This window comes from Pinirhizobacter sp., from assembly GCF_036499745.1.
Classification (GTDB): Bacteria; Pseudomonadota; Gammaproteobacteria; order Xanthomonadales; family Rhodanobacteraceae; genus Pinirhizobacter.
In genome coordinates, this window is the sequence record NZ_DASYDG010000010.1 from 137,077 (window position 1) to 159,109 (window position 22,033).

Genomic DNA, 22,033 nt, shown 5'->3' on the forward strand with positions numbered 1-22,033 from the left:
CCGCGGCTACCGGGCGTGTCGCGTTTACTTGCGCGGCGCGGCGAGCCGCACTTCGAGTTCTTCCAGCGACACACCCGAGGTCTCGGGCACACGCCGCCATATAAAGACGAAGCCCACCGCACAGATCGCGCCGTAGAACCAGAAACTCCCTGCCGGCCCAAGATGCGTGTTGAGCCAGGGGAAGGTGTAGGTAAGCACGAAGCACGCGATCCACAGCGCGAACACACCCAGCGCCACGGCCTGGGCGCGGATGTGTTCCGGGAATATCTCCGAAAGAAGCACCCAGGTCACCGGCGCCAGCGTGGTTGCGTACACCGCGATGGCCGCAAGCACCAGGATCAGCACCGGCATGCCAAGGATGTGCATCGCATACGCGCAGCCGATCAGCAGGTAGATAAGTGTCAGCGCGCCGGCGCCGAGCAGCATGAGCTTGCGCCGGCCCCAGCTGTCCACCAGGCGCAGCGCGAGCAGCGTGAAGACCAGGTTGACCGAGCCGGTGGCCACGATCGACTTCAAGGTGTCGTTGATGTCGAAGCCCGCGGAGGCAAAGATGTCCTGGGCGTAATTGAAGATCACGTTGATACCGCACCACTGCTGGAATACCGCCAGCACGATGCCGATGATCACCACCGGCCGTACCTTCTTTGCCAGCAGGGCGCTCATCGGCGCGTTTTCTCGATCCTCTGCGGTGCGGTTGCCACGAATGGCCGCAAGGATGTCCTGTGCGTAAGCAATGCCGCCAATGCGCTCAAGCACACGTCCGGCATCGGCGTCGCGGCCAACCTTGCTCAACCAACGCGGGGATTCGGGAATAATAAGAGCGAGCACGAGGAATAGCACCGCGGGCACGCCTTCGCTGGCGAACATCCAGCGCCAACCGTCCTGCACGTTCCAGCTTTGCAGCAGCGCCTGCGCGTCGAGCCCGGGCGGCACCGGCCGCGCGATCCACATATTGACCAGCTGCGCCAGAAGCACGCCGATGACGATGGTGAGCTGGTTGATCGAGACGAACAGGCCACGGTTGCGCGCGGGGCTTACCTCGGCGATGTAGAGCGGCGAAAGTCCTGACGCGAGGCCGATGCCGATGCCGCCGACGATGCGGAAGATGGCGAACACGGTCACGTCGTTCGCCAACGCCGTGCCGACCGCGCAAACGACGAACAGCACGGCGGCCAGTACCAGCGCCGGACGGCGGCCGAAGCGGTCGGCCAGGAAGCCGGCGACCACGGCGCCGCCGATGCATCCCACCAGGGCCGAACTCATCAGCCAGCCGGACATGGCCGGGTCGTGCACGGAGAAATAGGCTTCGTAAAACAGCTTCGCGCCGCCGATCACCACCCAGTCGTAACCAAAGAGCAGTCCGCCGAGCGCCGCGACCAGGCAGATCAACCACAGGTAAAGTGGGCTGGCCACCACGGGTTCAGCACCTTCGACGTGTTCCTGCATCGATTCGATCTCCTGCGGGTGGTGTTGCATCGCGGCGTGTGATTTACCAATAAATAGTATTATATGATCGTAAGCAGCAATCAAGCGATCAGGGTGACTTAAGTGAATCGAGCAAAGACGACCATGGCCGCCGCCGTTCTTGCGCTGGGCGCGTGGCTGGGTAGCAGTGTCTCAGCAGCGCCGTCACGGCCGGACACGCCGATACATTACGATGCCGCGCAGCGGATATTCCGCATCGACGCCGGCAAGGTCACCTATGCCTTCGGCGTCGACCACGATGGCGTGCTGCAGACGCTCTATTGGGGATCACGGCTCGCGCCGGACGATCCGCTCGGCCCGGCCACGCCGCCGGCGTCGCGGTCGTCGTTCGATGCCATCGGCAGCAACACGCCGCAGGAGTACGCCGGCTGGGGCGGCCCGATCACCGTGATGCCCGATCTGAAAGTGCACTTTGCCGATGGCAACCGCGATCTCCTGCTGCGCTACGACAGCTATAAGATTAACAACGGCAACCTGCAGGTCACCCTGCGCGACCTCCATGCCGACGTCACCGTGGTGCTCAACTACACCGTGGATCCCGCCACCGGCATCATCGGCCGTTCGGCCCGGATCGAGAACCACGCGAAACAGACCGTTACCCTCGACCGCGTTGCGGCGGCGAGCTGGAACTTGCCGCCTGCCACGGATTATTCGCTGCGCTATCTCACGGGGACCTGGGCAAGCGAATGGCATGTGCGAACGCGAGCTTTGACCCCGGGCGCCACCGACCTTGAAAGCCGGCGCGGTTCCACCGGCGACGAGAACAATCCCTGGTTCGCCATCGAACGCGGCGGCGACTGGAACGAATCGCACGGCCACGTGTGGTTTGGCGCGCTGGCGTGGAGCGGCTCGTGGAGCATCCACATCGACCAGGACATCTTGAGCCAGGTGCGTGTCACCGGCGGCTTCAACCCGTTCGATTTTTCCTATCGCCTGGAACCCGGGCAAAGCCTGGATACGCCGGTGTTTTATGCCGGCTACACCGACGACGGCATTGGCGAAGCCTCGCGCCTGATGCACCGCTTCGAACTGACGCGCATCCTTCCGGCCGCGCCCAAGCCGAAGCTGCGGCCGGTGCTCTACAACTCGTGGGAAGCCACCGAATTCAAGGTCAACGATCAGGACCAGCAACGCCTGGCTGAAAAAGCAGCGAAGCTTGGTGTGGAGCGGTTCGTCGTCGACGACGGCTGGTTCGGCGCACGCAACAGTGACCATGCCGGGCTCGGTGACTGGGTGGTCAACCGCGAAAAATTCCCGAACGGCCTGAAGCCCTTGATCGACAAGGTGCATGGGCTGGGCATGAGTTTCGGGCTTTGGGTCGAGCCGGAGATGGTCAACCCCGATAGCGACCTGTATCGCCAGCATCCCGATTGGGTGCTCAACTTCACCGGACGACAGCGTAGCGAGGGTCGCCACCAGCTGGTGCTGAACCTGGCGCGCGATGACGTGCGCGACTACGTGTTCAATGCACTGGACAAGCTGCTCAAGGAAAACGACATCCAGTTCCTGAAATGGGACTACAACCGCAACTGGTCGGAACCGGGCTGGCCACAGCTGGCACCGGAAGATCAGCAAAAGGTTTATGTGACCTATGTGCAGCATCTCTACGACATCATGCGCCGCTTGCGCGCGCGTCATCCAGGCGTGGAAATAGAGTCGTGCTCGGGCGGCGGCGCCCGCGTGGACCTCGGCATCATGGGCCTGACCGACGAAGTGTGGCCCTCGGACAATACCGACCCGTCGGACCGTCTCTCGATCCAGGATGGCTTTTCATACGCCTACGCTCCCGCCGTGATGATGTCGTGGGTGACCGGTTCACCGAACTGGGTCAACAAACGCAGCAGCTCGCTGGACTTCCGCTTCCTCTCGTCCATGCAGGGTGGCTTAGGCATTGGCGCCAACATCATGGAATGGACGCCCGCCGAGGACGCTACCGCGCGTAGTTATATCGAGGCCTACAAGGGCATCCGTGCCACGGTTCAACTGGGACGGTTGTATCGCCTGTTGTCACCGCAGGAGCGCGCTCCGTACTCGGCGACCGAGTCGGTGGCGGCGGACGGCAACCAGGCCGTGCTGTTTGCCTTTCTCCGGCAGGGCCAGGAAGCACAGGCCTATCCCACGATCCACCTGCAAGGCCTGGACAGCGCGGCGCGCTATCGCTACCGGTTGATCCACGGCAAGGCCGCCGCGGATACACCGGCTGTCGCCAGTGGTGCGTACTGGATGCATCACGGCATCGACCTGGGCTTGCGTGGCGACCTGGATGCCGCCGCCGTGGTATTCGACCGCGTCCGACCATAGACACAAGACGGCCGCCCCGGAGGCGGCTGTCTTTTCACCGTTGGGGCTTGTTGGCCTTGCCAGGCTGGTGGTGGACATTGCTTCGCGAATCGTCCACCAGCTTCAGCATCCCCTGGCGCGCGACTTCCGGCTGGCGCCGGCGGATCGCCTCATACACCTTGAAATGTTGCGGCAAGGCCAGCTTGAAATTGGCCGAGTTGCGCGCCGACATCACGAAATACGTGCCCAACGCGGTCTCGATCACCGAAAACAGCGACGTCAGCAATCCGTTGTTGGTGGCCCGCAACATCCTGTCGTGGAAGGCCAGGTCCGCGACTGCCCAGGCATCGAGGTCTTCGGCGGCGGCCATGGCGTCGTAGGCGTCCTTGATCGCGGTCAGCTGTTCGGGCGTGTGCCGGCGTGCAGCCGCCGCCGCCGCTGCCGGCTCGATGATCTCGCGCATCTCCACCAATTCCTCGATGAAGGTATCCGTGGGCATCGAGGCACAACGCCAGGCCAGCACATCGGCATCGAGCTGGTTCCAGTGGATCGCCTGGCGCACGCGGGTGCCCGTTTTCTGGCGTGACTCGATCAGGCCCTTGGCCGAGAGCACCTTCATCGCCTCGCGCAGCGCGGTGCGGCTGACGCTCATGCTTTCGGCCAGCAATTCCTCCCGGGGGAGGCTTTTGCCCGGCTCGAGTTCGCCGCTGACGATCATTTTCCCAAGCTCCTGGATCACCTGGTTGTGCAGGCTGCGCACGACTATGGGTCTCACCATTCGCTATTTTCCTATTTATACTACAAATCACTTATAGCAGGTTGGGTCCGAGGCGTCATCCACCCCGTGCCTTGTCCGCACAGCCAATGCCCCGGCCGGCGGAGGCAAGGCTTCGTGTCGCATGTACTGAGACATGCGCCGTCTAGGATAAAAGGCATGCCCGAGCCCTTGCCGACCACACATGTCCATAAAGGACGCGGCGCCGCCTCCAATCCGGAAGGACGCTTCGAACATACGCGCCACCAGGCCGAGGACGACGGCTGGATGCGCGACATCGAAGAGGTCCCGCGCCCTGCCACCGAAGTACGCGAAGAGCGCGCCCGTAGCGTCATCAGCCACAACGATTCCCCCGATGTTGGATTCGACCAGGCAATCAATCCCTACCGCGGCTGCGAGCACGGCTGCATCTATTGTTATGCACGCCCCTCTCACGCCTACCTCAACCTGTCGCCTGGCCTGGACTTCGAAACGAAGCTATACGCCAAAACCAACCTTGCCGATTCCCTGCGGACGGAATTATCGAAGCGATCCTATGTTTGTTCGCCGATCAACATCGGCAGCAACACCGATGTATACCAGCCCATTGAAAAGCGTTGGCGGCTCACACGCGCGGCGCTTGAGCTACTGGCCGAATGCCATCACCCGTGCACGATCGTCACCAAGAACGCCCTGGTGGAACGCGATATCGACATCCTGGCGCCGATGGCACGACAGAACCTGGTGCATGTATTCGTGTCGGTAAACTCCCTGGACAACAGGCTGGCAGCGCGTCTGGAACCACGCGCCAGCGCACCGCACCGCCGGATCGAAGCCATCCGCACGCTCAGGCAAGCCGGCATTCCCACCGGCGTACTGGTAGCACCCATCATCCCTGCCCTCAACGAACGCGACATGGAAGCCATCCTGGAACAAGCCGCTGACGCCGGGGCCACCAGCGCCAATTACACGGTGGTTCGCCTGCCACACGAGTTGAAGGTCCTGTTCCGCGAATGGCTGACCGTGCATGTCCCCGACCGCGCCGCCCACGTCATGAGCCTGATCCAGCAGATGAACGACGGCAAGGATTACGACTCGAATTTCCGCACCCGCATGCGTGGGCAAGGCGTATTCGCCCAGCTGCTGCGAAAGCGTTTTGAGGTAGCGGCGCGTAAGCACGGCCTGGCCAGGGCGTGGACGCAGGAACTGGATACCTCCCAGTTCATGCCACCGCGAGTGGCATCGCCGCAGGGTGACCTGTTCTAGTCATGCCTCACGAACTGGCGATCCCCTCAAAAGGAAAGGATTCGTTTCGCCCGAACCTTGAGAAGCGCCTGCGGTAATCGGAAGGCGTCAGGCCGATGAACTTGCGGAACACACGCCGAAAACGCCCGGGATCGTCGTAGCCGATGGTTGATGCAATTTCATCAATCCGCCTTTGCGAGAATTCCAGCATCTCCCGGGCCCGCGTGATCCTGAGCCGCTGCTGGTATTCACTGGGCTTCATACCCGTGGCCCTGACGAAACGACGCAGGAACGTCCTTGGTTCCAGGCAAGCGTATCTGGCAATATCCGAGACGCTAACAGGACATTCGCGCCTGGCCCAAAGCCATTGCTGCGCCTTAAGGATGGCCGTATCGCCATGCTTCGTTCTGGGATCAAATTCGCTGTAGTACCTCTGCTCACGACCTGGCGGATCAACAAGCATGTAGCGTGCTGTCTCAAGCATGATCGTCGGGCCAAGAAATCTTTCGGTAAGCCGGAGACCCAGATCCGCCCACGCCAGCACCCCACCGGCAGTAACAATATCGCCGTAGTCGATCACCATATGATCGCTTTCCATGAGGACATCGGGAAAGCGGACGCTAAAGTCATCGGCGAACGCCCAGTGTGTCGTCGCTTGCCTTCCGGCAAGAAGACCGGTCTCGGCCAGTAAGAAGACACCACCGCAAACTGCAGCAATAACCACACCATCGGCGTGATGCCGGCGCAGCCATGGGATGAGCGGGCTGGCACCCAATGCCTGCTGGGTGGCGCGGGCGTTACCCGGAATGATCAGTACCGCGGGTTTGTGCGGCGAACCGGGCGAACTGTCGCTGGTACACAGCACGTCGGTATCGCCATCGTTCAATCGCCAATGGGTAATGCGGACCGGTGCCCGTGCCCGGCTGCTCTGCCGCTTCGCCGCGAGCTCGCTGGCATAGGTAAAGAGATCGGTGAGACCGTGGATTCCTGCGAACGAGGTACCGGTGTCGCAAACCAGGCCCACCTCGATGTGGGGCAACGAATCTGACGCCGATTTCGCCATGGTTTTTGTCCGATTCGTGCGTTGTGACGGAGCTAGCGCTGTCGCTAGTCTCGTCAGACCGGTCAGCTTGAGTCTACCTCAGCGCCGGCCGCACTGACGGCGGAACAAGGCCGCGGCCACGCCGCTCTCCGCCGTGCCTGGCGGGCCGTTCCGGCCTCACCAACTCAACCTAAGGGAACGACATGACCGAGCAGCGAGCAAAGACCACAGGCAAGGGCAGCTCCTATCTGACCACCCGGGATGGCACTGAGATCTTCTTCAAGGACTGGGGAACGGGACAACCGCTGTTCTTCCACCACGGTTGGCCGCTGAGCGCGGACGACTGGGATGCGCAGATGATGTTCTTCCTGGATAAGGGCTATCGAGTCATCGCCCACGACCGCCGTGGACACGGGCGCTCGACCCAGACCGACATCGGCCACGATATGGACACCTATGCCGCCGACGTTGCGGAAATTGTCGCCGCCCTTGACCTGAAAGACGCCATCCACATCGGTCATTCGACGGGCGGCGGCGAGGTGACGCGCTACGTTGCCCGGCATGGCAAGGGCCGCGTGGCGAAGGCGGTCCTGATCAGTGCCATCCCGCCATTATTTATGCAGACCGAGAAAAATCCCGACGGCGTGCCGAAATCGGTCGTCGACGGTATTCGCGACGGCACCGCCAACCACCGCTCACAGTTTTACAAAGACATCACCATGCCGTTTTACGGGTTCAATCGTCCAGGCGCCGTGGTCTCGGAAGGCATCAGGGAGAACTGGTGGCGCCAGGGCATGATGGGCAGTATCAAGGCCCAGTATGAGTGCGTGAGGGTTCTTTCGGAAACGGACTTCCATGACGACCTTAAGATCATCGATGTCCCTGTATTGGTCATGCACGGAGAGGACGACCAGATCTGTCCCTTCCCCACGACGGGAGCAAGATCGGTAAAACTCTTGAAACACGGGAAGCTCAAGTCATATCCAGGGCTGCCCCACGGCATGCCCACGACACACGCGGAGCTCATAAACGCCGACCTGCTTGCATTCTTCAGGAGCTGACAAGGCAATTTTCATGGGCGTCTAGCCGTACGACACCTGGCCGACGCGTGCTGCCTGCACGCGTCGGTACCCAGCCACGGCGCCCCAGCTAAGCAGTACCGCCCCGACAAATACCAGCACGGCCTTCACCGCGCCCGGCCATGCCAGCCCGAGCAAGGCAAACTGCAACCATGTGACGAACGGATAGTGCAGCAGATAGATGCCGAACGCGTCGCGGCTGAGCGCATCCAATACCGGAACCGGCCGCGTGGCAAAGCGCAGGAAGATGGCCAGTGCCGCGAACGATGAGACCAAACCTGAAACCACGAAAGCCACGTCGGTAAAGACCACCAGCCCACGCGAAGGATGTGGGTTTGAAACCACAGTCACAAAAGTCACTACCAGCGCCATGTATGCCAGGGGGGTCACTGCCGCCCAACCGATCCACCGCCGCGCCAGGCGGCCGCCTTCGGCGAGCATTCCATGTGCTACGCCAGTGGCACCCAGGACGATTCCCACGCCGAAATAGCAGGCATACAGAAGCACACGCGAGCTCTGCACGAAGAACGGCCCGGCATGCGCCCATTGGAACGGATCGACCATCAGGGCCAGGGCAAGGTACGCGATCGATGCCGGCACCAGGAACACACCGAAGAAGGCCAGGGGTGCACGCGATGACAACCACCGGCCGATGGCGTCAGGACTGTTGGGAGCAAGGCGATACACCAGCGCCGCGATCGCATCGAAAGCCAGCAGCACCCAAAGGAACCACGCAGGTCCCGCCGGCCATGCTCCCAGCCCAAGCCATGCATGGATAAACCCCGCCACACCCGCCCCGCCGCCTTGCAGGTAGGCCGGGTAGTACGCCAACGGCGCCACCAGCGCGGCGGCCCAGAGGAATGGCACACCCAGCCGCAGCAAGCGGCTTCGCACATACGGTACCGCCCCTTTCCGCCTCAACGAAGGCCAGGTAAACAATCCCGACAACAGGAACATCAACGCCATGAAGAAGGCATCGTTGAAGCCTACAAAGAGATCCACGCCAGCGAAGCGATGCGCGTCGACCACGGGAAAGGCCGTCCACAACCAGCTTGATGCATCCATCGCCGTGGGCGCCGGCGCATAGGGGTGATAGGCCAGTACCGCATGATGGGCCACCACCAGAAGCGTAATGAAGGCGCGCAGGTACCCTGGCGCCGTGAAACGCGGCGCGGTATTGCCAGTAACGGACATGTCAGTTCCCCGTGGGTGGTTTTGAAGTGCGCCGGCGACGCCGCAGCAGGGCGGCGTAGGCCAGTGAGGGCAGCACGACAAGCGCTGCCGTCAATGCAAGCAGTCCATTGAAAGCCGCCTGTGCATGATGTCGAAGCATGAAAGCGCCTGCCTGCAGATCATTGGCGTGCCAGGCGACAGCATGGTCGCCCCAGGCATAGTCGTGGGCCACGGCGATCGCGCCGGCGGCGGCGGTCCAGCCCACGGCGTAAGCGCCCATGGCGAACTTGCCGATGGCCATCGCGCCGAATCCGAGCACCCCGACGCCGAGCGTGCCGGCGGCAACCGCTCCCACGGCCACCGAGCCCACCGATACCAATCCCACCGATACGGCACCCACGCTGATGCCGCCTACCGACACCGCACCGAAAGCGAACAGCACGCCGAAGGCGCGGTCACCGGCTGCGATCCAGCCGCGAGCCCAACCGCCATCGACCGGCGGCGTACCAAACTGGATATGCACCAGCGGCAGCCCGAGCAATGTCCAGGCGCTGCGGTATTCACCGAAGGCGGCGGCCTTGCCGGCCTCGGGCAGGAAGCTCTGCGGATGCGCCCGTTGTTCGGCAGCGCGAAGCACGCGCAGTTCCCGGCCAAAGCGCAACACGACGAAGCAAAGCCAGACGGCAAACAGCAGCGGAAGACCTATGCCAGATAGTGCGAACAACATCGGGTGCTGCAACCAGAAACCACCGGCAAACGTAAAGGCCAGCAGCAACGGGATGAAAACCAGCAAGCCCGCGACAATCACGCGCAACTGGCCCCACACCCTTGAGCGCTCACGAGGCGTCACTGCCGCATCCAGGCTCGCACGCACGCCAAAGTAAGCGCCCACGGTGCCGACGACGGGACCGACCAGCAACTGCAACGCCGATGCCATGCCCATGGACTTGGCTATGGCGCCAGCCTTTGCCGCCGTCGTGGACATCCCGGCCGCCGCGGCTGCGGGACCGATCGGTAGGGCTGCGATTACCGCGCGGGTGAAATCCGCCTTGGGTACGCTGCGGGCAAGCGCTCCTTCGACAAAACCCGTGATGTGTCCATGCAGCAGTTTGCGACCGCGGGACAACCGCTGCCTGGCAGTATCCAGGCTGATGTCGAGCGCCTCAGCCACCGCTTCGACGGATTGATGCTCCCGGTAATACAGCACCAGGGGCTCGCGATAAATCGGCGGGATCTCCCCGATGGCGCGCCATAACAAGGTCTGCTCTTCGTCGCTGATCGCGCTGTCCACCGGCAAGGGGCCCGCGTCGATGGCCTGGGCTGCTTCATCCAGTGCCGACGCCGCATGCGCAGGTTCGCGGCCTGCCTGCCGCAGGCTGCCGTGCGCCACGTTGCGCGCGATGCCGCACAGCCATCCGCGAAGGCGTTCGGGTTCACGCAGTTCGCGCAGGCTCCGCCACGCCGCCAGGAAAGTTTCCTGGGCGAGGTCTTCGCTCTGGCTGATATTCCCGGTGGCGCTATAGCCGATGGAGCACACCAGCGACTGGTACCGGGAGACGATGCGGGCAAAGGCCGCGTGGCTACCGGCGATGCTCTGGGCAACCAGGTCGGCGTCGTCGGTGGCGATTGGGTTCGATGGCGCGATCATGGTCATGGCAAGACATAAGTGGCTGCCGGGCGGAAAAGGTGACAGGCCGCCACCTCATTCCCATGCCCACGATTTTCCTGCCTTTGCCCCCCCTTGCCCCTTGTTAGGCGTATTGAGCCTCGCCGTTGCCGAAGGACCAGTTTTCCTTCTTCACTTCCACCAGGTTGATCAGCACATCCTGCTTGCGCACGCCGGTCGAGGTGTGGATGCCGTCGGCGATGCCCTGGTAGAGCTTTTTCTTAAGCTCCACCGTGCGTCCTTCGTTCATGGTGATCTGCACCAGGATGAAATCATCCGTCCGGTCGATGCCCAGGTACGTACGGTCGAATACCAGGTGGGCTGGATCATGTTCGGTGATCACCTGGAAGCGGTCGTTCTGCGGTACGCCGATGGCGAGCATGGCGTCGTAGACGGCCTGGCCAATGGCCTTGACGTGTTCGGGGGACTTGCCGCGGGCAAGTTCGATGCGGGCGATGGGCATGCGGGACTCCAGTTACAGGTGGGAATAATCAGTTAAGGCGCCACGGTCATGAGCGGCAGGCGTCGGACTGCGTCGGGAACTGCCCGATGCACCAGTTCACCCACGTGCGCTTCACCTGGGCACGCTGGCCCGGATCCACCGTGTGCAGGTTACGACTGCCGATGGCAGGTCCCTGGGGAGCGACTTCGCGCAGCAATACGATCACCGCGTCGTGCACCGTCCAGGGCTCGAATTGACGGTCGTGGACATGGCCCGGCCGGTTGGGCAGGATGATCGATCGCTCGGCCAGAGGCCGGCCGTCACCCAGGTGCGGCACGAGGGCCGGCACCGCGGCCCTGCCCATGCCAACCAGGACTTCGACAGCATGGGCCTGGGCCTTTGAATCCTTCGTGGTGTCATCGATGAGCCGGGACACGGTGGCCGCGTCTGGCGATGGCCCCGGAGCGTCCCTTCCATGCACGGCCAGGGCCGGCAGGGCAGCCAGGGCCAACGCCATCGCAGCAGCCAGCGGCATCGTTTTCATGACCTGCAAGATTACCACCATCAGGTGTGACCGGCGGCCGAGACGAAGACTGGGCGATTGGGCTAGCATTTGCCCAGCCGTGCACGTGCCGGCAGGGGGTAACCGTTTGGCGATGAAACGATTCCTGGCATCCTTCGTCGCCCGGCGTGGCATCGGCGAGGCCGCCAACGCGGCTTGCCGAGTGCCGACCATCGCAGCGGACGAGCTTCCCATCGAACCCGTTTCGCATCCGCCCTCGGACAACGACGTGCTGATGCACGAGCACGAGTGGGCCCAGTTCGAACTGCTTCCCTCCACCCGGCTCCCCGAGATCCGCCGGCACCTTGCCGCCGTGCGTGTTGCGGCGGGCATGAACGAGGTGGACGGTGGATGGATCACACCGCACCCGCGGCGGTTGCAGCGGGGCGTAGTGCTGGCAGGCCCCGAGCCACTGCGCTTGCTGGAAAAGACCCTGAAACTATCTGCTGGTGTCGCGCCCACCCTGTTCGCCCAGCGTGGCGTGGCCGGACGCCTGAAGGGAGGTTTCAGTTTCCCGCTGCACCAACATGTCACGCTTTATGGCTACGTCACCGCGCATCACGTTCCGGTGCTGGGATTGCTCCCTGGCGAATCGGCCGACGATGCCGCGTTGTCCATTGCACTTGCCCGGCTACCGCAGGCATGGGGCCTGGTGCTGGTGGACTGGTGCGCGCAACGCGTGCTCGGTCGCGACGGCCTGGTGCTGTAACACATCTGATACACCCTTCGCAGGTGCTTTCACACAAAGGGCCGCAGCTGGCGTGCGAGTCGAATCAGCGCACGTGAAATTCTCGTGGACGCGTGAGCCGCATTCCCCCGACCTGTAACAGAGGTGAGTCGGTTCGATGATGACGGCGTGGTGGGGATGCGTCGCGCCCTACGTCGGGAGCATCCATAGTTTATTGAAAAATAAGCACTTATAAGAACCATTCGGGCCTCCTCCGGGCCCGGGCACGGTTGTTGCTCCTGTTGCTTCCGTCAGCGGTTGCCTTGCATCGGTGACCGTCGAGAACAGGGGGTTCGCATCCGCTACATTCTCCGGAGGTTTCATCATGCGCAAGACTCTCCTCGCCACGGCTATCGTCGTCGGCATCGGTCTCACCCTGCCGGCCATGGCCGACGACACTCTCACCGGCGGTGCCGGCGCCAGTGCCCAGCGTCATTCGACGTCGATCCAGAACGCCGGCAACGACAGCTCGACCAATCACGACAACAATTCCAGCACGCATTTCCGCGACGACTCAAATTCGTCGATGGGCGATAACCGCAACAACGACGGCCGCGCGGCGGCCAGTGGCCTTGGCGCGGCAGCGGCCAATAACGGTGGCACCGCCACCTCGAATGCGTCCGACGCATTCAACACGTCCAACGCGATCGCCACCAGCAGCTTGAGTGGCGAAGTCACCGACATCCGCATCCATGACATCGGCAACGTCGCCAGCAACTGGGGCAACGCCAATGGCGGAAGCGGTGGTGATGGTGGCGCAGGCCTGGGTGGCATAGCAGCGGGTGCTCGCGGTGGTGATGGCGGCAACGGTGGCCGGGCACGTGCCAATGGCAGTTCGGCCGGTGGTTCGGGTGCGTCCAGTGGCGATGCCGGTGGTGCAAGCCTGGCGGGCGGCAGCGAAAGCAATGGCTCGAACGCCACACACATCAGAACGCGCGAACGTGGCGCTGGCGATAACTCCGGCTCGCCCACGGGCGGCACGGGTAGCTGGTCGGCAACGGGCGGCACGTCCGGCGACGGCATGGGCACCAGCGGCTCGGCGACGAGCACGGGCGGTACAGCGGGCGACTCGCTGGCCAGTGGCGGTGCGGGCGGATCCGGCGGTGCCGGCGGCTCGAACACCGGTGGCGCCGGTTCCGGCGGTGCGGGCGGCAGTGGCGGCGCTGGCGGCATGAACTCGGTGTCGGCAGGTACCTTCAATGCCTCCAGCACCATGTCCAATGTGGCAGCCGCGGCGGCTGGTGTCACGGTCGTTGCCCAGAACAGCGGCCTTGCGTCGCTGCAACAGCAGAGCGTGAACGTGCAGGCCAACCTCAACGTTGGCGGGCAGTAAGCAATGAAGCTTGCCACGGGGCGCCCTTGAAGCGCCCCGTGGTTTTCCCGTCTGCGAAGGAGAACACCATGCACGTCAAATCCACCCTTGCCATCGCCGCGCTTGCGATGTGCGGGCTGTGCCACGCGGGCAGTCCACCGCCGACGGCCAACGTCGACCTGGGCAAGAGCGTGGACGACAGCAAGCTTGCCGCCGCCAGCGGCGGCACTGACATCATCAGTCGCCAGCAACTGTCCGGTACCGTGGGCGACAACAGCGTCGATCGCGCCGTCACCGGCAGCAACTCCATTTCCGGCAACTCCTTTGAAAGCTCCAGCGGCTTGCCGATGGTGATCCAGAACAGCGGCAACAACGTGCTGATCCAGAACGCCACCATCGTCAACGTGCAGCTGCAACCATGAAGAAACACGCGGCCTGGTGTCTCGTCGCATTGGCCCTGGCGGGATCCGCCCAGGCCATGGACGTGCCCGGTGCCCAAGGCATTACCTACCGATTGTCAGTAGTCAGCCTGAAGGAAGCCCGTTTCCGCCAGACCATTCGCCAGCAGTACGACTTCTCCTGCGGCTCTGCCGCGGTGGCCACGTTGCTCACCTATCAGTACGGCTACCCGGTGGACGAAAAAACCGCCTTCGCCCAGATGTACAACAATGGCGACCGCGCGAAGATCAACCGCGAAGGGTTCTCGCTGCTGGACATCAAACTGTTCCTGCGGCAACTCGGCTTCGAGGCCGACGGCTTCGAGGTACCGCTGGACAAGCTTGTTACCGAAGGCCTTCCGGCCATCGCGCTGATCGACAATCGTGGCTATCACCATTTCGTGGTGATCAAGGGCGTATCCGACGGACGCGTGCTGGTAGGCGACCCGGCCACGGGCACGCATTCAATGTCGCGCACGCGCTTCGAAGACATGTGGAAGAGCCGGTTGCTGTTCGTCATCCACAACCGCCGGGACCTCGCCGTCTTCAACAACCCCGTCGACTGGCGCGCCGCGCCCATGGCGCCGCTGGCCAGCGGCATCGATCGCCGTGGCCTGGACACCATCACCCTGCCCAAGCGTGGGCCGGGTGACATCTGAGTATCCCATCATGAACACACGCCTTTGCCTCGCCCTCGCCGTCCCGCTCGTGATCGCCGCGGTTCCCATTCAAGCCCGCGCCGCCGACCGCTGGGGCGGCATCGACCGCTGGACCCCGGTAAGCGATGCAAGGCTGGCCCAGGCACGCGGGGGCTTCGACATCGGCAACGGCCTGATGGCCTCGTTCGGTTTCGATCGCACGGTAACGATCAACGGCGTCACCACCACCATCGCCAACGTGCAGATCCCGGACATCGCGAAGATGACCAAGGACCAGGCCCAGGCGCTGGAAGCGGCAACCCGCGCCCAACTTGTGCAGAACGGTCCGGGTAACGCGGTGTCGGCGCCCATCGTGGCGTCGCCCGGCAGCAGCACCACGATCACGCAGGGACAGGGTCCTTCCACCGCCAGCACGTCCCCGACCGGTGCCGAAGCGCTGGAGAGCACGTTGTCGTCCACGACAGCCCCGGCCAAGAGCTCAGGCGCGGCGAAAGCGACCACGCCTGACAGCGTGGCAAACGCTGCGATAGCCGCGCCTGCCGTCGCCGCAGCCACCCAGGCCATCGGCAACAGCGCCACCGTGATCCAGAACTCGCTCGACAACCAGACCATCCAGGGCTCGACCACGCTGACCACCACCGTCAATTCGTTGAGCACATTCCACGGCATCAATTTCCAGGCAGGGCTGCAGGACGCGCTGATCCGGTCGCGCTGAAAGCAGCGAACGATGAAAAGACCACCACCGGGAGGGGGAGATGGCGCTTTCCAGCACAAGGAAAACCGTGTTCGCGGCAAGCCTGGGGCTTGCCGTGGCCGGCGGCGGGGTGGTCGCGCAGCAAGCGCCGCCCGGTAACGCCGCCCCCAGCTCGCCGGCGGCGCCGGTGAGCGAAGTCGTGCGCCAGAAAGTCGTGGCCCAAGGCGAAGAGATCGAATCCACGCGCCAGCGCATCGCAGCGCAGGCCGCGCAGCTGGATGACATGCGCAGGCAACTGGCCAAGCAGGAGGCCGACCTGCAGGCCCTGCGGGCGGCGGTTGGCCTGCCTACGACCACCGTCACCGTTACCGCTCCGCGCAACCGCCAGGTGTCGGCGGCCGACGAGCAGGCCGCGGCGTCGGCCGGGGCGCCGGTGGTGCAGAACACGCGCCAGGTGGGACGCGCGCCGGAAACCCAGGAACGGCCGCCGGAAGTGGCGCCGATCTTCGACCAGCCTGGCGTGCTCACGCCCAAGGGCCGGTTCATCCTGGAGCCTTCCTATCAGTTCGGCTATTCATCGTCCGACCGCGTGGCCCTGGTGGGCTACACCATCATCCCAGCGATCCTGATCGGCCTGATCGACGTGCGCCAGGTCAAGACCACCACGCAAACGGCGGGTCTTGCGGTGCGGTATGGCCTTACCAACCGCCTGGAGGTGGAATTGAGGGTGCCTTATGTCGACTCGCATACCGACACCATCAGCCGTGAGATCTTCACCGGCACCGCGCAGGACAATGCCTTCGGCGCCAACGGCAAAGGCATCGGTGATATCGAGGCCACCGCCCGCTACCAACTCAACGACGGCGGGGCGGACAAGGCCTACTACGTGGGCTGGCTGCGGGTGAAATCCCGCACGGGCAAGGACCCCTTCGAGGTGGTCACCGACTGCGTCACCCGCTGCGTGGAGAACGCCACCGGCACCGGCCTGCCGCTGGAACTGCCGCGCGGATCGGGCTTCTGGTCGGTGCAGCCGGGCGTGACCTGGCTATTCCCCTCCGACCCGATCGTGCTGTTCGGCAATATCAGCTATCTCTACAATTTCACCCGCCACGACGTCAGCCGTACGGTGCTTGCCGCCGGCAAACAGGAGCTGGGTGATATCCATGCCGGCAATATCTTCGACGTAAGCCTGGGCATGGGCCTTGCCCTGAACGAGAAAATGTCGATGAGCCTGGGTTACGACCAGGCGCTGGTGGCGGCCACCACGCAGAACGGACGGCGTCTGCCGGGTTCGGTACGAACGGTGCTCGGTTCACTCCTGATCGGCGGGTCCTATCGTTTCAACGACAAACGCACCCTCAACGTCACCCTGGGCGTGGGCGTGACCCGGGATACCCCGGATGCCAACCTGACCGTCAGGGTACCTTTTGCCTATTGACCGGCTTTTTATTGAGCCGTCCAAACGACTAGTTAACACGCAACGTTGCAGTGAATTCACGATCCGTGCCGTATCATCTACACCGTTGGCCCCCCGATGAATGGAGGGCAAACGAAACGGACTTGAAAAATCTTGATGGGGAACCATTTCCCTTCTCGAGGATCAAAGTTCTCAGACCGTCGTGATGGCGGTAAGCGGCAGGCAACCCCACGGGGACCTGCCAGGGGTCGGCCCACCTTTCCCCTAAGGTCGCCGGCTAACAAAGCCCCGCCAGCCCCTCCCCTGGCTCGCGGGGTTTTTTTTGCCCGCGATTTTGGTAAGCAGGGATGACAGACTAGGAGGACACTGTTAGCGGCGCAGGACTACACAACGAAGGGAATATCCCTGCACGACTTGGGAATCCTGATGGTCGGACTCGCGGCATAATCCTGACAGGCGAACCGAAAGCAACGGAGGTCGAAGGAACGGAATTCGTAAACGTGCGACGAGATTCCCGTCGCAGGAAACACATGAACAAGGAGATGTTCCATGGCAAGCAATTTCAAGGCTTCAACCCGACGCCAGGCCACTATCCAGGCCAAGGCCCCACGCCGCCGCAGCATTGGCCGTCCCGCCGCGGATGCCGAATCCATCGGCCGCGAGGGCCTGATCGAAACCACCTGTCAGCTCCTGCGCGAGCTGCCCCCCAACCTGATCACCCGTGCTGAAGTGGCGCGCCGCGCCAATGTCGATCCGTCGCTCATCCGCTATTACTTCAACGATCGGTCATCCTTGCTCGAGGCTGCCACCGAGCGCATCACTGCGGCATTCAGCCGCAGCCTGGCCAAGGCCGCTGCCAGCCGCGGCGTGACGGCCGAAGCGCGGGTACGGGCGCGGGTCAACGCGATCTTCGATCTGATCGGTGAGTACCCCTTCTTCCAGCGCCTGTTCGTCGAGGAACTCTCCGATAGTCCCTCGCACGCAGGCGACAAGCTGCTGCGCAAGATGGTGCTCGAAGCCATCGGCGACCTTCGCAGTGTGGTCAACGAGGGCGTTCGCGCTGGTGAACTGAAAACCACGAACCTCCCCTTCCTGTTCGCCTCGATGCTGGGCCTGGCCGAATTCGCAGCCACCGGAGGTACCGTGCTGAACATGGCCACACAGGGGAAGCTCGACCAGGCCACGGCCGCGCGGCGTTATCGCACTTACGTCGGCGACATGCTGGTCGGCGGGCTACGCGCAGGTTGAACCTGCGTACGGTCCCGGCCGCCGAGGCGTGAGCCCAGGTGGCCGGAACATCGTTGCAAGTGCAACTACCGGCGGCCGCGCGATGTGGCCGCTTTCTTCACGGCAGTGGTCCTGGCGGGCTTTCGGACGGCTTTCTTCTGCGCCGATTTCTTCGGCTTTGCCGGACGTACGGTGGCTTGCTTCAGGGCGGACAGCGGCGCCGATGAAGGACCCGACACTTTTTTCTTCGCCGCGGCGCGCCGCTGGGCGGATTTATCCACCTTCGGCTTGGGTTTGAGTACACCTGGCCGGGGCGGACGGGTCTTCTGCGCCGCTATCGGGCGCCAGGTGTGGCCACCACTCAAGGCCAGCAAGGTGTCGGCCGCCGCCGGGCCGGCGCTACCCGATGCGTAGTTGGGGAATTCCGACGGCGTGCGTTTGGCCCACGTCTCCAGAAGTGGTTGAACTACGCGCCATGAGGCTTCCACCATGTCCGCGCGCTGGAACAGTGTCGCGTCGCCCGTCATCACGTCGTACAGCAGCGTTTCATAACCCACATTGGCCTGGCTGGGAAACCAGTCGGCATAATTGAAATCCATGCGCACCGGAGCCAGTTCCATCTTCGGTCCCGGCCGTTTGACGTCGAATTGCAGCGAGATGCCCTCGTTGGGCTGGATCTGCAACACCAGCCAGTCCGGCCCGAATGCGTCCATGTTGGTGCCGCGGAACGGCGCGAATGGGGCGGATTTGAAACGGATGGCGATCTCGGTGGTGCGGCGTGCCAGGTGCTTGCCCGTACGCAGGTAGAACGGCACGCCGGCCCAGCGCCAGGTGTCGACGGAAAGTTTCATCGCCACATAGGTTTCCGTCGGCGAATCCGGCGCCACGTCGGGCTCTTCCCGGTAGGGGCGTGCCAGGTCGCCATTGACCGCGCCCGGGCCGTACTGACCGCGGACGGCGTCCTCCACGCCTATCGGCCGGATCGCCGCTATGGCCTCGGCCTTGCGGGTGCGCACGGCCTCGGCGGCGAACGATGAGGGCGGCTCCATGGCCACCATCGCCACCAGCTGGAACAGGTGGTTGGGCACCATGTCGCGCAGGCAGCCGGTTTGTTCGTAGAACGAACCACGCGCTTCCACGCCCACGGTTTCGGCCACGGTGATCTGCACATGGTCGATGCGGTCGCGATGCCAGATCGGTTCGAAAAGACCATTGGCGAAACGGAAGGCCAGGATGTTCTGCACCGTTTCCTTGCCAAGGAAATGATCGATGCGATAGATCTGTTCCTCGCGCAGGGATTTCTGGATCCGCGTGTTCAGCGCCTGTGCCGACGGCAGGTCGTGCCCGAAGGGTTTTTCGATCACCACGCGGCGCCAGCCTGCCCCGTTGACGCTCTCCTGGGTAAGCTTCGCACCGTGCAGCATGTCGACCACGGGACCGAAGAACCGCTCTGGCGTGGCAAGGTAGAACAGCACGTTGCCCTGGGTGCCGAAGCGATCGGAGATCACCTCCAGCGACTTGCCCAGGCGGCTGTAGGTACTGGCGTCATCAAACTCGCCCAGCACCAGCGACATGCGCTGGGTGAGCCAGGTCCAGGCTTCTTCGTCCACGCTGGCCAGCTGCTCCTCGCTTGAGGAATTGGCCACGAAGCTGTCCATCGAACGCCTGAGGTTCCGCTTCCACAAGGCGTCGGAGTCGCTGCCGTGGTTCACTCCCACCAGCGCGAAGTTGTCGGGCAAAAGGCCGCTGCGCCGCATGTTGTACAGCGCCGGCACGACCAGCCGCGAGGTAAGGTCGCCACTGGCCCCGAAAATCACCATGGCACAGGGATTGGCCTGTGGCGGGCGGCCGGCATCACCGGCTCGCGAGGTGGTTGCATTTTTGGGCAGTGTCGATGTGCGTTTGGCCATCGGGGGATCTCCGTGATGTGAGCTTGGCTAACTGATGACGGCGGCTTCCAGGCCCTCACGCGACTTCGCGGTGACGCTGGTATACCGGGCGATGCTAAAGGCGGCGTTGACGAGTGCCACGTGCGAGAAGGCTTGCGGGAAATTGCCCAGCTGCCGTTTGGCCACCGGATCGTATTCCTCGGCCAGCAACCCGACGTCGTTGGCGAGGCCGGCCAGGCGTGCAAACAGGCGGTTGGCGTCGTCCATGCGGCCGAGCATCACATAGTTCTCCACCAGCCAGAAGCTGCAGGCAAGGAACAGGCCCTCGCCCGGCGCCAGGCCATCGACACCCGTGGTGGTGTGGTAACGCTTGACCAGGCCGTCCACCAGCAGCTCGCGCTCGATCGCCGCCACGGTATTGGCCACCCTCGCATCGTCCGCCGGCACGATGCCGCAGAGTGTCACCAGAAGCAGCGAGGCATCAAGTTCGTCCGAACCGTAGGACTGCACGAAATACTGCCCTTCCGGATGCACGCCATGTTCAAGGATCTCCTGGCGCAGTTCATCGGCAAGCCTCGACCATGACGCGCGTTTTTCCGGCAGCAATTGTTCGTTCTCGCTGTCGGCCGATCGCCGCAGGGCCAGCCAGGCCATCGCCCGGGAATGCACGAAGCAACGAGGACGGCCACGGATCTCCCAGATGCCCTCGTCCGGGTCGTTGAGCACCTTGGCCAGGTGGTCGATGAAAAGCACCTGCAGGGTGTCGGCGGCATATTCGTGGTCGAAGTCCGTCGGGGCGGTGAAGATGCCAGAGCGGATGGCGTGGTCGAACACGCCGACCATCTCGCCGTAGATGTCCATCTGGAACTGCTCGCTGGCGGCGTTGCCGATACGCACGGGCGCGGAATTCTCGTAGCCGGGAAGCCACGGCAGTTCGTGCTCGTGCATGCGGCGCTCGCCGGCCACGCCGTACATGATCTGGACCTGGTCCGGCGCCCCGGCGATGGCGCGGCGGATCCAGTCGCGCCAGGCGACGGCCTCCTCCCGGTAACCGGCGTTCATCAGCGCCGTCAGCACGAAGGTGGCGTCGCGGGCCCAGCAGAATCGGTAGTCCCAATTGCGCTCGCCACCGATCGCTTCGGGTAGCGAGGTGGTGGGCGCGGCGATGATGGCTCCCGTGGGAATATACGAAAGCCCCTTCAGGGTGACCAGCGAGCGCTGCACCAGCGGTGCCCATTCCCCCAGTTCCGGATGGGCACGAGACCAGTTCACCCAGAATGCCTCGGTGGCTTCGAGCGCTTCTTGCACATCACGCGCCTCGGGCGCGGGCAGGTGCGAGCGACCATATTCGAGTGAGAACGGAATCACGTCGCCGGCGGTTACGGTGAAGGTAGCGACACTGCGCATGTCACGCCCCTGCACGGCCACGGGACTGCGCCGCACCAGCAGGTCGGGACCGGCGATCGCACGCAGGCTGCCGTCGTCCAGGACCGTGACCCAGGGGATGCTGCGGCCGTAGTCGAAGCGGATCACCAGCTCCTCCTGCATGTCCACCGAACCCCGGATACCCTCGACGACGCGCATCACGCCGACGCGGTCGCCGTCGACGGGCATGAAGTCGATCACCCGGACCGCGCCGTCGGCCGTTTCCCAGGTGGTCTGCAGCACCAGCCCGCCGTTGCGATAGCAACGCGAGCTGCTCGCGGCGGGATCCAGCGGCGCCAGCAGCCATCGGCCGTGCTCGCTGGTGCCGAGGATGGCCGCGAAACATGCGCCTTGGTCGAAGCGGGGCACGCAGAGCCAGTCGATTGAACCATTGCGACAAACCAGGGCAGCCGACCGGCAATTACCGATCATGGCGTAGTCTTCGATCCGAGCGGCCAAGGGGCGTTCCTTGCGGGGAGAACGCCGCCCAGTCTAGCGATGTTGATGTAAGCGCCGCG

At 63.7% G+C, this 22,033-nt stretch carries 19 protein-coding genes; 10 read left to right on the forward strand and 9 right to left on the reverse strand.

Annotation, left to right across the window (positions count from 1 at the left end; all coding sequences use genetic code 11):
• Window positions 1-24 precede the first annotated feature (24 nt).
• Entirely contained in the window at window positions 25-1,446 is a 1,422-nt protein-coding gene (locus tag VGM61_RS03585; RefSeq protein WP_331521352.1) for a sugar porter family MFS transporter, read from the reverse strand.
• A gap of 102 nt (window positions 1,447-1,548) precedes the next feature.
• Here VGM61_RS03585 and VGM61_RS03590 point away from each other — a divergent pair, with 102 nt between their 5' ends.
• The gene (locus VGM61_RS03590; protein ID WP_331521353.1) at window positions 1,549-3,786 is read left to right on the forward strand and encodes an alpha-galactosidase; all 2,238 of its coding nucleotides are present in this window, start codon (window positions 1,549-1,551) and stop codon (window positions 3,784-3,786) included.
• Window positions 3,787-3,820: 34 nt separating this feature from the next.
• Here VGM61_RS03590 and VGM61_RS03595 read toward each other — a convergent pair whose 3' ends face one another.
• The gene (locus tag VGM61_RS03595) at window positions 3,821-4,543 is read right to left on the reverse strand and encodes a FadR/GntR family transcriptional regulator (RefSeq protein ID WP_331521354.1); all 723 of its coding nucleotides are present in this window, start codon (window positions 4,541-4,543) and stop codon (window positions 3,821-3,823) included.
• A 156-nt stretch (window positions 4,544-4,699) separates the two neighbouring features.
• On the opposite strand from VGM61_RS03595, the gene VGM61_RS03600 reads away from it, so the two are divergent.
• Window positions 4,700-5,785, forward strand: coding sequence for a PA0069 family radical SAM protein (locus tag VGM61_RS03600; protein WP_331521355.1), 1,086 nt, complete (start codon window positions 4,700-4,702; stop codon window positions 5,783-5,785).
• A gap of 7 nt (window positions 5,786-5,792) precedes the next feature.
• On the opposite strand, the gene VGM61_RS03605 is transcribed toward VGM61_RS03600, so the two are convergent.
• Window positions 5,793-6,827, reverse strand: a complete 1,035-nt coding sequence (locus VGM61_RS03605) for a GlxA family transcriptional regulator (protein ID WP_331521356.1) — start codon at window positions 6,825-6,827, stop codon at window positions 5,793-5,795.
• A 182-nt stretch (window positions 6,828-7,009) separates the two neighbouring features.
• On the opposite strand from VGM61_RS03605, the gene VGM61_RS03610 reads away from it, so the two are divergent.
• Window positions 7,010-7,867 (forward strand): alpha/beta hydrolase, encoded by an 858-nt coding sequence (locus VGM61_RS03610; RefSeq protein WP_331521357.1) that lies wholly within the window; start codon window positions 7,010-7,012, stop codon window positions 7,865-7,867.
• A 21-nt stretch (window positions 7,868-7,888) separates the two neighbouring features.
• Here VGM61_RS03610 and VGM61_RS03615 read toward each other — a convergent pair whose 3' ends face one another.
• The 4 genes from VGM61_RS03615 to VGM61_RS03630 form a co-directional block, all read right to left on the reverse strand.
• A complete protein-coding gene (locus VGM61_RS03615; protein WP_331521358.1) occupies window positions 7,889-9,079 on the reverse strand; it encodes an acyltransferase in 1,191 nt (396 codons plus the stop codon).
• Window position 9,080: 1 nt separating this feature from the next.
• Window positions 9,081-10,712, reverse strand: coding sequence for a sigma-70 family RNA polymerase sigma factor (locus VGM61_RS03620; RefSeq protein WP_331521359.1), 1,632 nt, complete (start codon window positions 10,710-10,712; stop codon window positions 9,081-9,083).
• Between the two features lie 97 nt (window positions 10,713-10,809).
• Window positions 10,810-11,187, reverse strand: a complete 378-nt coding sequence (locus VGM61_RS03625) for a tautomerase family protein (protein ID WP_331521360.1) — start codon at window positions 11,185-11,187, stop codon at window positions 10,810-10,812.
• Window positions 11,188-11,233: 46 nt separating this feature from the next.
• Window positions 11,234-11,710, reverse strand: coding sequence for a hypothetical protein (locus VGM61_RS03630; RefSeq protein WP_331521361.1), 477 nt, complete (start codon window positions 11,708-11,710; stop codon window positions 11,234-11,236).
• Between the two features lie 112 nt (window positions 11,711-11,822).
• Here VGM61_RS03630 and VGM61_RS03635 point away from each other — a divergent pair, with 112 nt between their 5' ends.
• The 7 genes from VGM61_RS03635 (at window position 11,823) to VGM61_RS03665 (ending at window position 18,222) form a co-directional block, all read left to right on the forward strand.
• Complete coding sequence (locus VGM61_RS03635; protein WP_331521362.1) at window positions 11,823-12,437, forward strand: hypothetical protein; 615 nt, start codon at window positions 11,823-11,825, stop codon at window positions 12,435-12,437.
• Window positions 12,438-12,780: 343 nt separating this feature from the next.
• The gene (locus VGM61_RS03640; RefSeq protein WP_331521363.1) at window positions 12,781-13,788 is read left to right on the forward strand and encodes a hypothetical protein; all 1,008 of its coding nucleotides are present in this window, start codon (window positions 12,781-12,783) and stop codon (window positions 13,786-13,788) included.
• 68 nt (window positions 13,789-13,856) lie between these two features.
• Window positions 13,857-14,189, forward strand: a complete 333-nt coding sequence (locus tag VGM61_RS03645) for a hypothetical protein (RefSeq protein ID WP_331521364.1) — start codon at window positions 13,857-13,859, stop codon at window positions 14,187-14,189.
• Complete coding sequence (locus VGM61_RS03650) at window positions 14,186-14,863, forward strand: C39 family peptidase (protein ID WP_331521365.1); 678 nt, start codon at window positions 14,186-14,188, stop codon at window positions 14,861-14,863. Before VGM61_RS03645 ends, VGM61_RS03650 begins: the two co-directional genes overlap by 4 nt.
• 10 nt (window positions 14,864-14,873) lie before the next feature.
• Entirely contained in the window at window positions 14,874-15,578 is a 705-nt protein-coding gene (locus tag VGM61_RS03655; RefSeq protein WP_331521366.1) for a hypothetical protein, read from the forward strand.
• A 40-nt stretch (window positions 15,579-15,618) separates the two neighbouring features.
• Complete coding sequence (locus tag VGM61_RS03660) at window positions 15,619-16,995, forward strand: acetate kinase (RefSeq protein WP_331521367.1); 1,377 nt, start codon at window positions 15,619-15,621, stop codon at window positions 16,993-16,995.
• Between the two features lie 528 nt (window positions 16,996-17,523).
• A complete protein-coding gene (locus VGM61_RS03665) occupies window positions 17,524-18,222 on the forward strand; it encodes a TetR/AcrR family transcriptional regulator (protein ID WP_331521368.1) in 699 nt (232 codons plus the stop codon).
• A gap of 65 nt (window positions 18,223-18,287) precedes the next feature.
• Here VGM61_RS03665 and zwf read toward each other — a convergent pair whose 3' ends face one another.
• Together zwf and VGM61_RS03675 are read right to left on the reverse strand one after the other, a co-directional pair.
• Window positions 18,288-20,021 carry a glucose-6-phosphate dehydrogenase gene (gene zwf, locus VGM61_RS03670; RefSeq protein ID WP_331521478.1) on the reverse strand — a complete coding sequence of 578 codons (1,734 nt, stop codon included), beginning with the start codon at window positions 20,019-20,021 and terminating at the stop codon, window positions 18,288-18,290.
• A 117-nt stretch (window positions 20,022-20,138) separates the two neighbouring features.
• The gene (locus tag VGM61_RS03675) at window positions 20,139-21,974 is read right to left on the reverse strand and encodes a glycoside hydrolase family 15 protein (RefSeq protein ID WP_331521369.1); all 1,836 of its coding nucleotides are present in this window, start codon (window positions 21,972-21,974) and stop codon (window positions 20,139-20,141) included.
• Window positions 21,975-22,033: the final 59 nt, after the last annotated feature.

Bases quoted from the DNA above. Each gene is read 5' to 3' on its own strand.
- VGM61_RS03645 (WP_331521364.1), top strand. From the start codon at position 13,857: ATGCACGTCAAATCCACCCTTGCCATCGCCGCGCTTGCGATGTGCGGG.
- VGM61_RS03610 (WP_331521357.1), top strand. From the start codon at position 7,010: ATGACCGAGCAGCGAGCAAAGACCACAGGCAAGGGCAGCTCCTATCTG.
- VGM61_RS03650 (WP_331521365.1), top strand. From the start codon at position 14,186: ATGAAGAAACACGCGGCCTGGTGTCTCGTCGCATTGGCCCTGGCGGGA.
- VGM61_RS03605 (WP_331521356.1), bottom strand. From the start codon at position 6,827: ATGGCGAAATCGGCGTCAGATTCGTTGCCCCACATCGAGGTGGGCCTG.
- VGM61_RS03660 (WP_331521367.1), top strand. From the start codon at position 15,619: ATGGCGCTTTCCAGCACAAGGAAAACCGTGTTCGCGGCAAGCCTGGGG.
- VGM61_RS03635 (WP_331521362.1), top strand. From the start codon at position 11,823: ATGAAACGATTCCTGGCATCCTTCGTCGCCCGGCGTGGCATCGGCGAG.
- VGM61_RS03655 (WP_331521366.1), top strand. From the start codon at position 14,874: ATGAACACACGCCTTTGCCTCGCCCTCGCCGTCCCGCTCGTGATCGCC.
- VGM61_RS03595 (WP_331521354.1), bottom strand. From the start codon at position 4,543: ATGGTGAGACCCATAGTCGTGCGCAGCCTGCACAACCAGGTGATCCAG.
- VGM61_RS03665 (WP_331521368.1), top strand. From the start codon at position 17,524: ATGGCAAGCAATTTCAAGGCTTCAACCCGACGCCAGGCCACTATCCAG.
- VGM61_RS03630 (WP_331521361.1), bottom strand. From the start codon at position 11,710: ATGAAAACGATGCCGCTGGCTGCTGCGATGGCGTTGGCCCTGGCTGCC.
- VGM61_RS03620 (WP_331521359.1), bottom strand. From the start codon at position 10,712: ATGACCATGATCGCGCCATCGAACCCAATCGCCACCGACGACGCCGAC.
- VGM61_RS03585 (WP_331521352.1), bottom strand. From the start codon at position 1,446: ATGCAGGAACACGTCGAAGGTGCTGAACCCGTGGTGGCCAGCCCACTT.
- VGM61_RS03640 (WP_331521363.1), top strand. From the start codon at position 12,781: ATGCGCAAGACTCTCCTCGCCACGGCTATCGTCGTCGGCATCGGTCTC.
- VGM61_RS03625 (WP_331521360.1), bottom strand. From the start codon at position 11,187: ATGCCCATCGCCCGCATCGAACTTGCCCGCGGCAAGTCCCCCGAACAC.
- zwf (WP_331521478.1), bottom strand. From the start codon at position 20,021: ATGGTGATTTTCGGGGCCAGTGGCGACCTTACCTCGCGGCTGGTCGTG.
- VGM61_RS03615 (WP_331521358.1), bottom strand. From the start codon at position 9,079: ATGTCCGTTACTGGCAATACCGCGCCGCGTTTCACGGCGCCAGGGTAC.
- VGM61_RS03600 (WP_331521355.1), top strand. From the start codon at position 4,700: ATGCCCGAGCCCTTGCCGACCACACATGTCCATAAAGGACGCGGCGCC.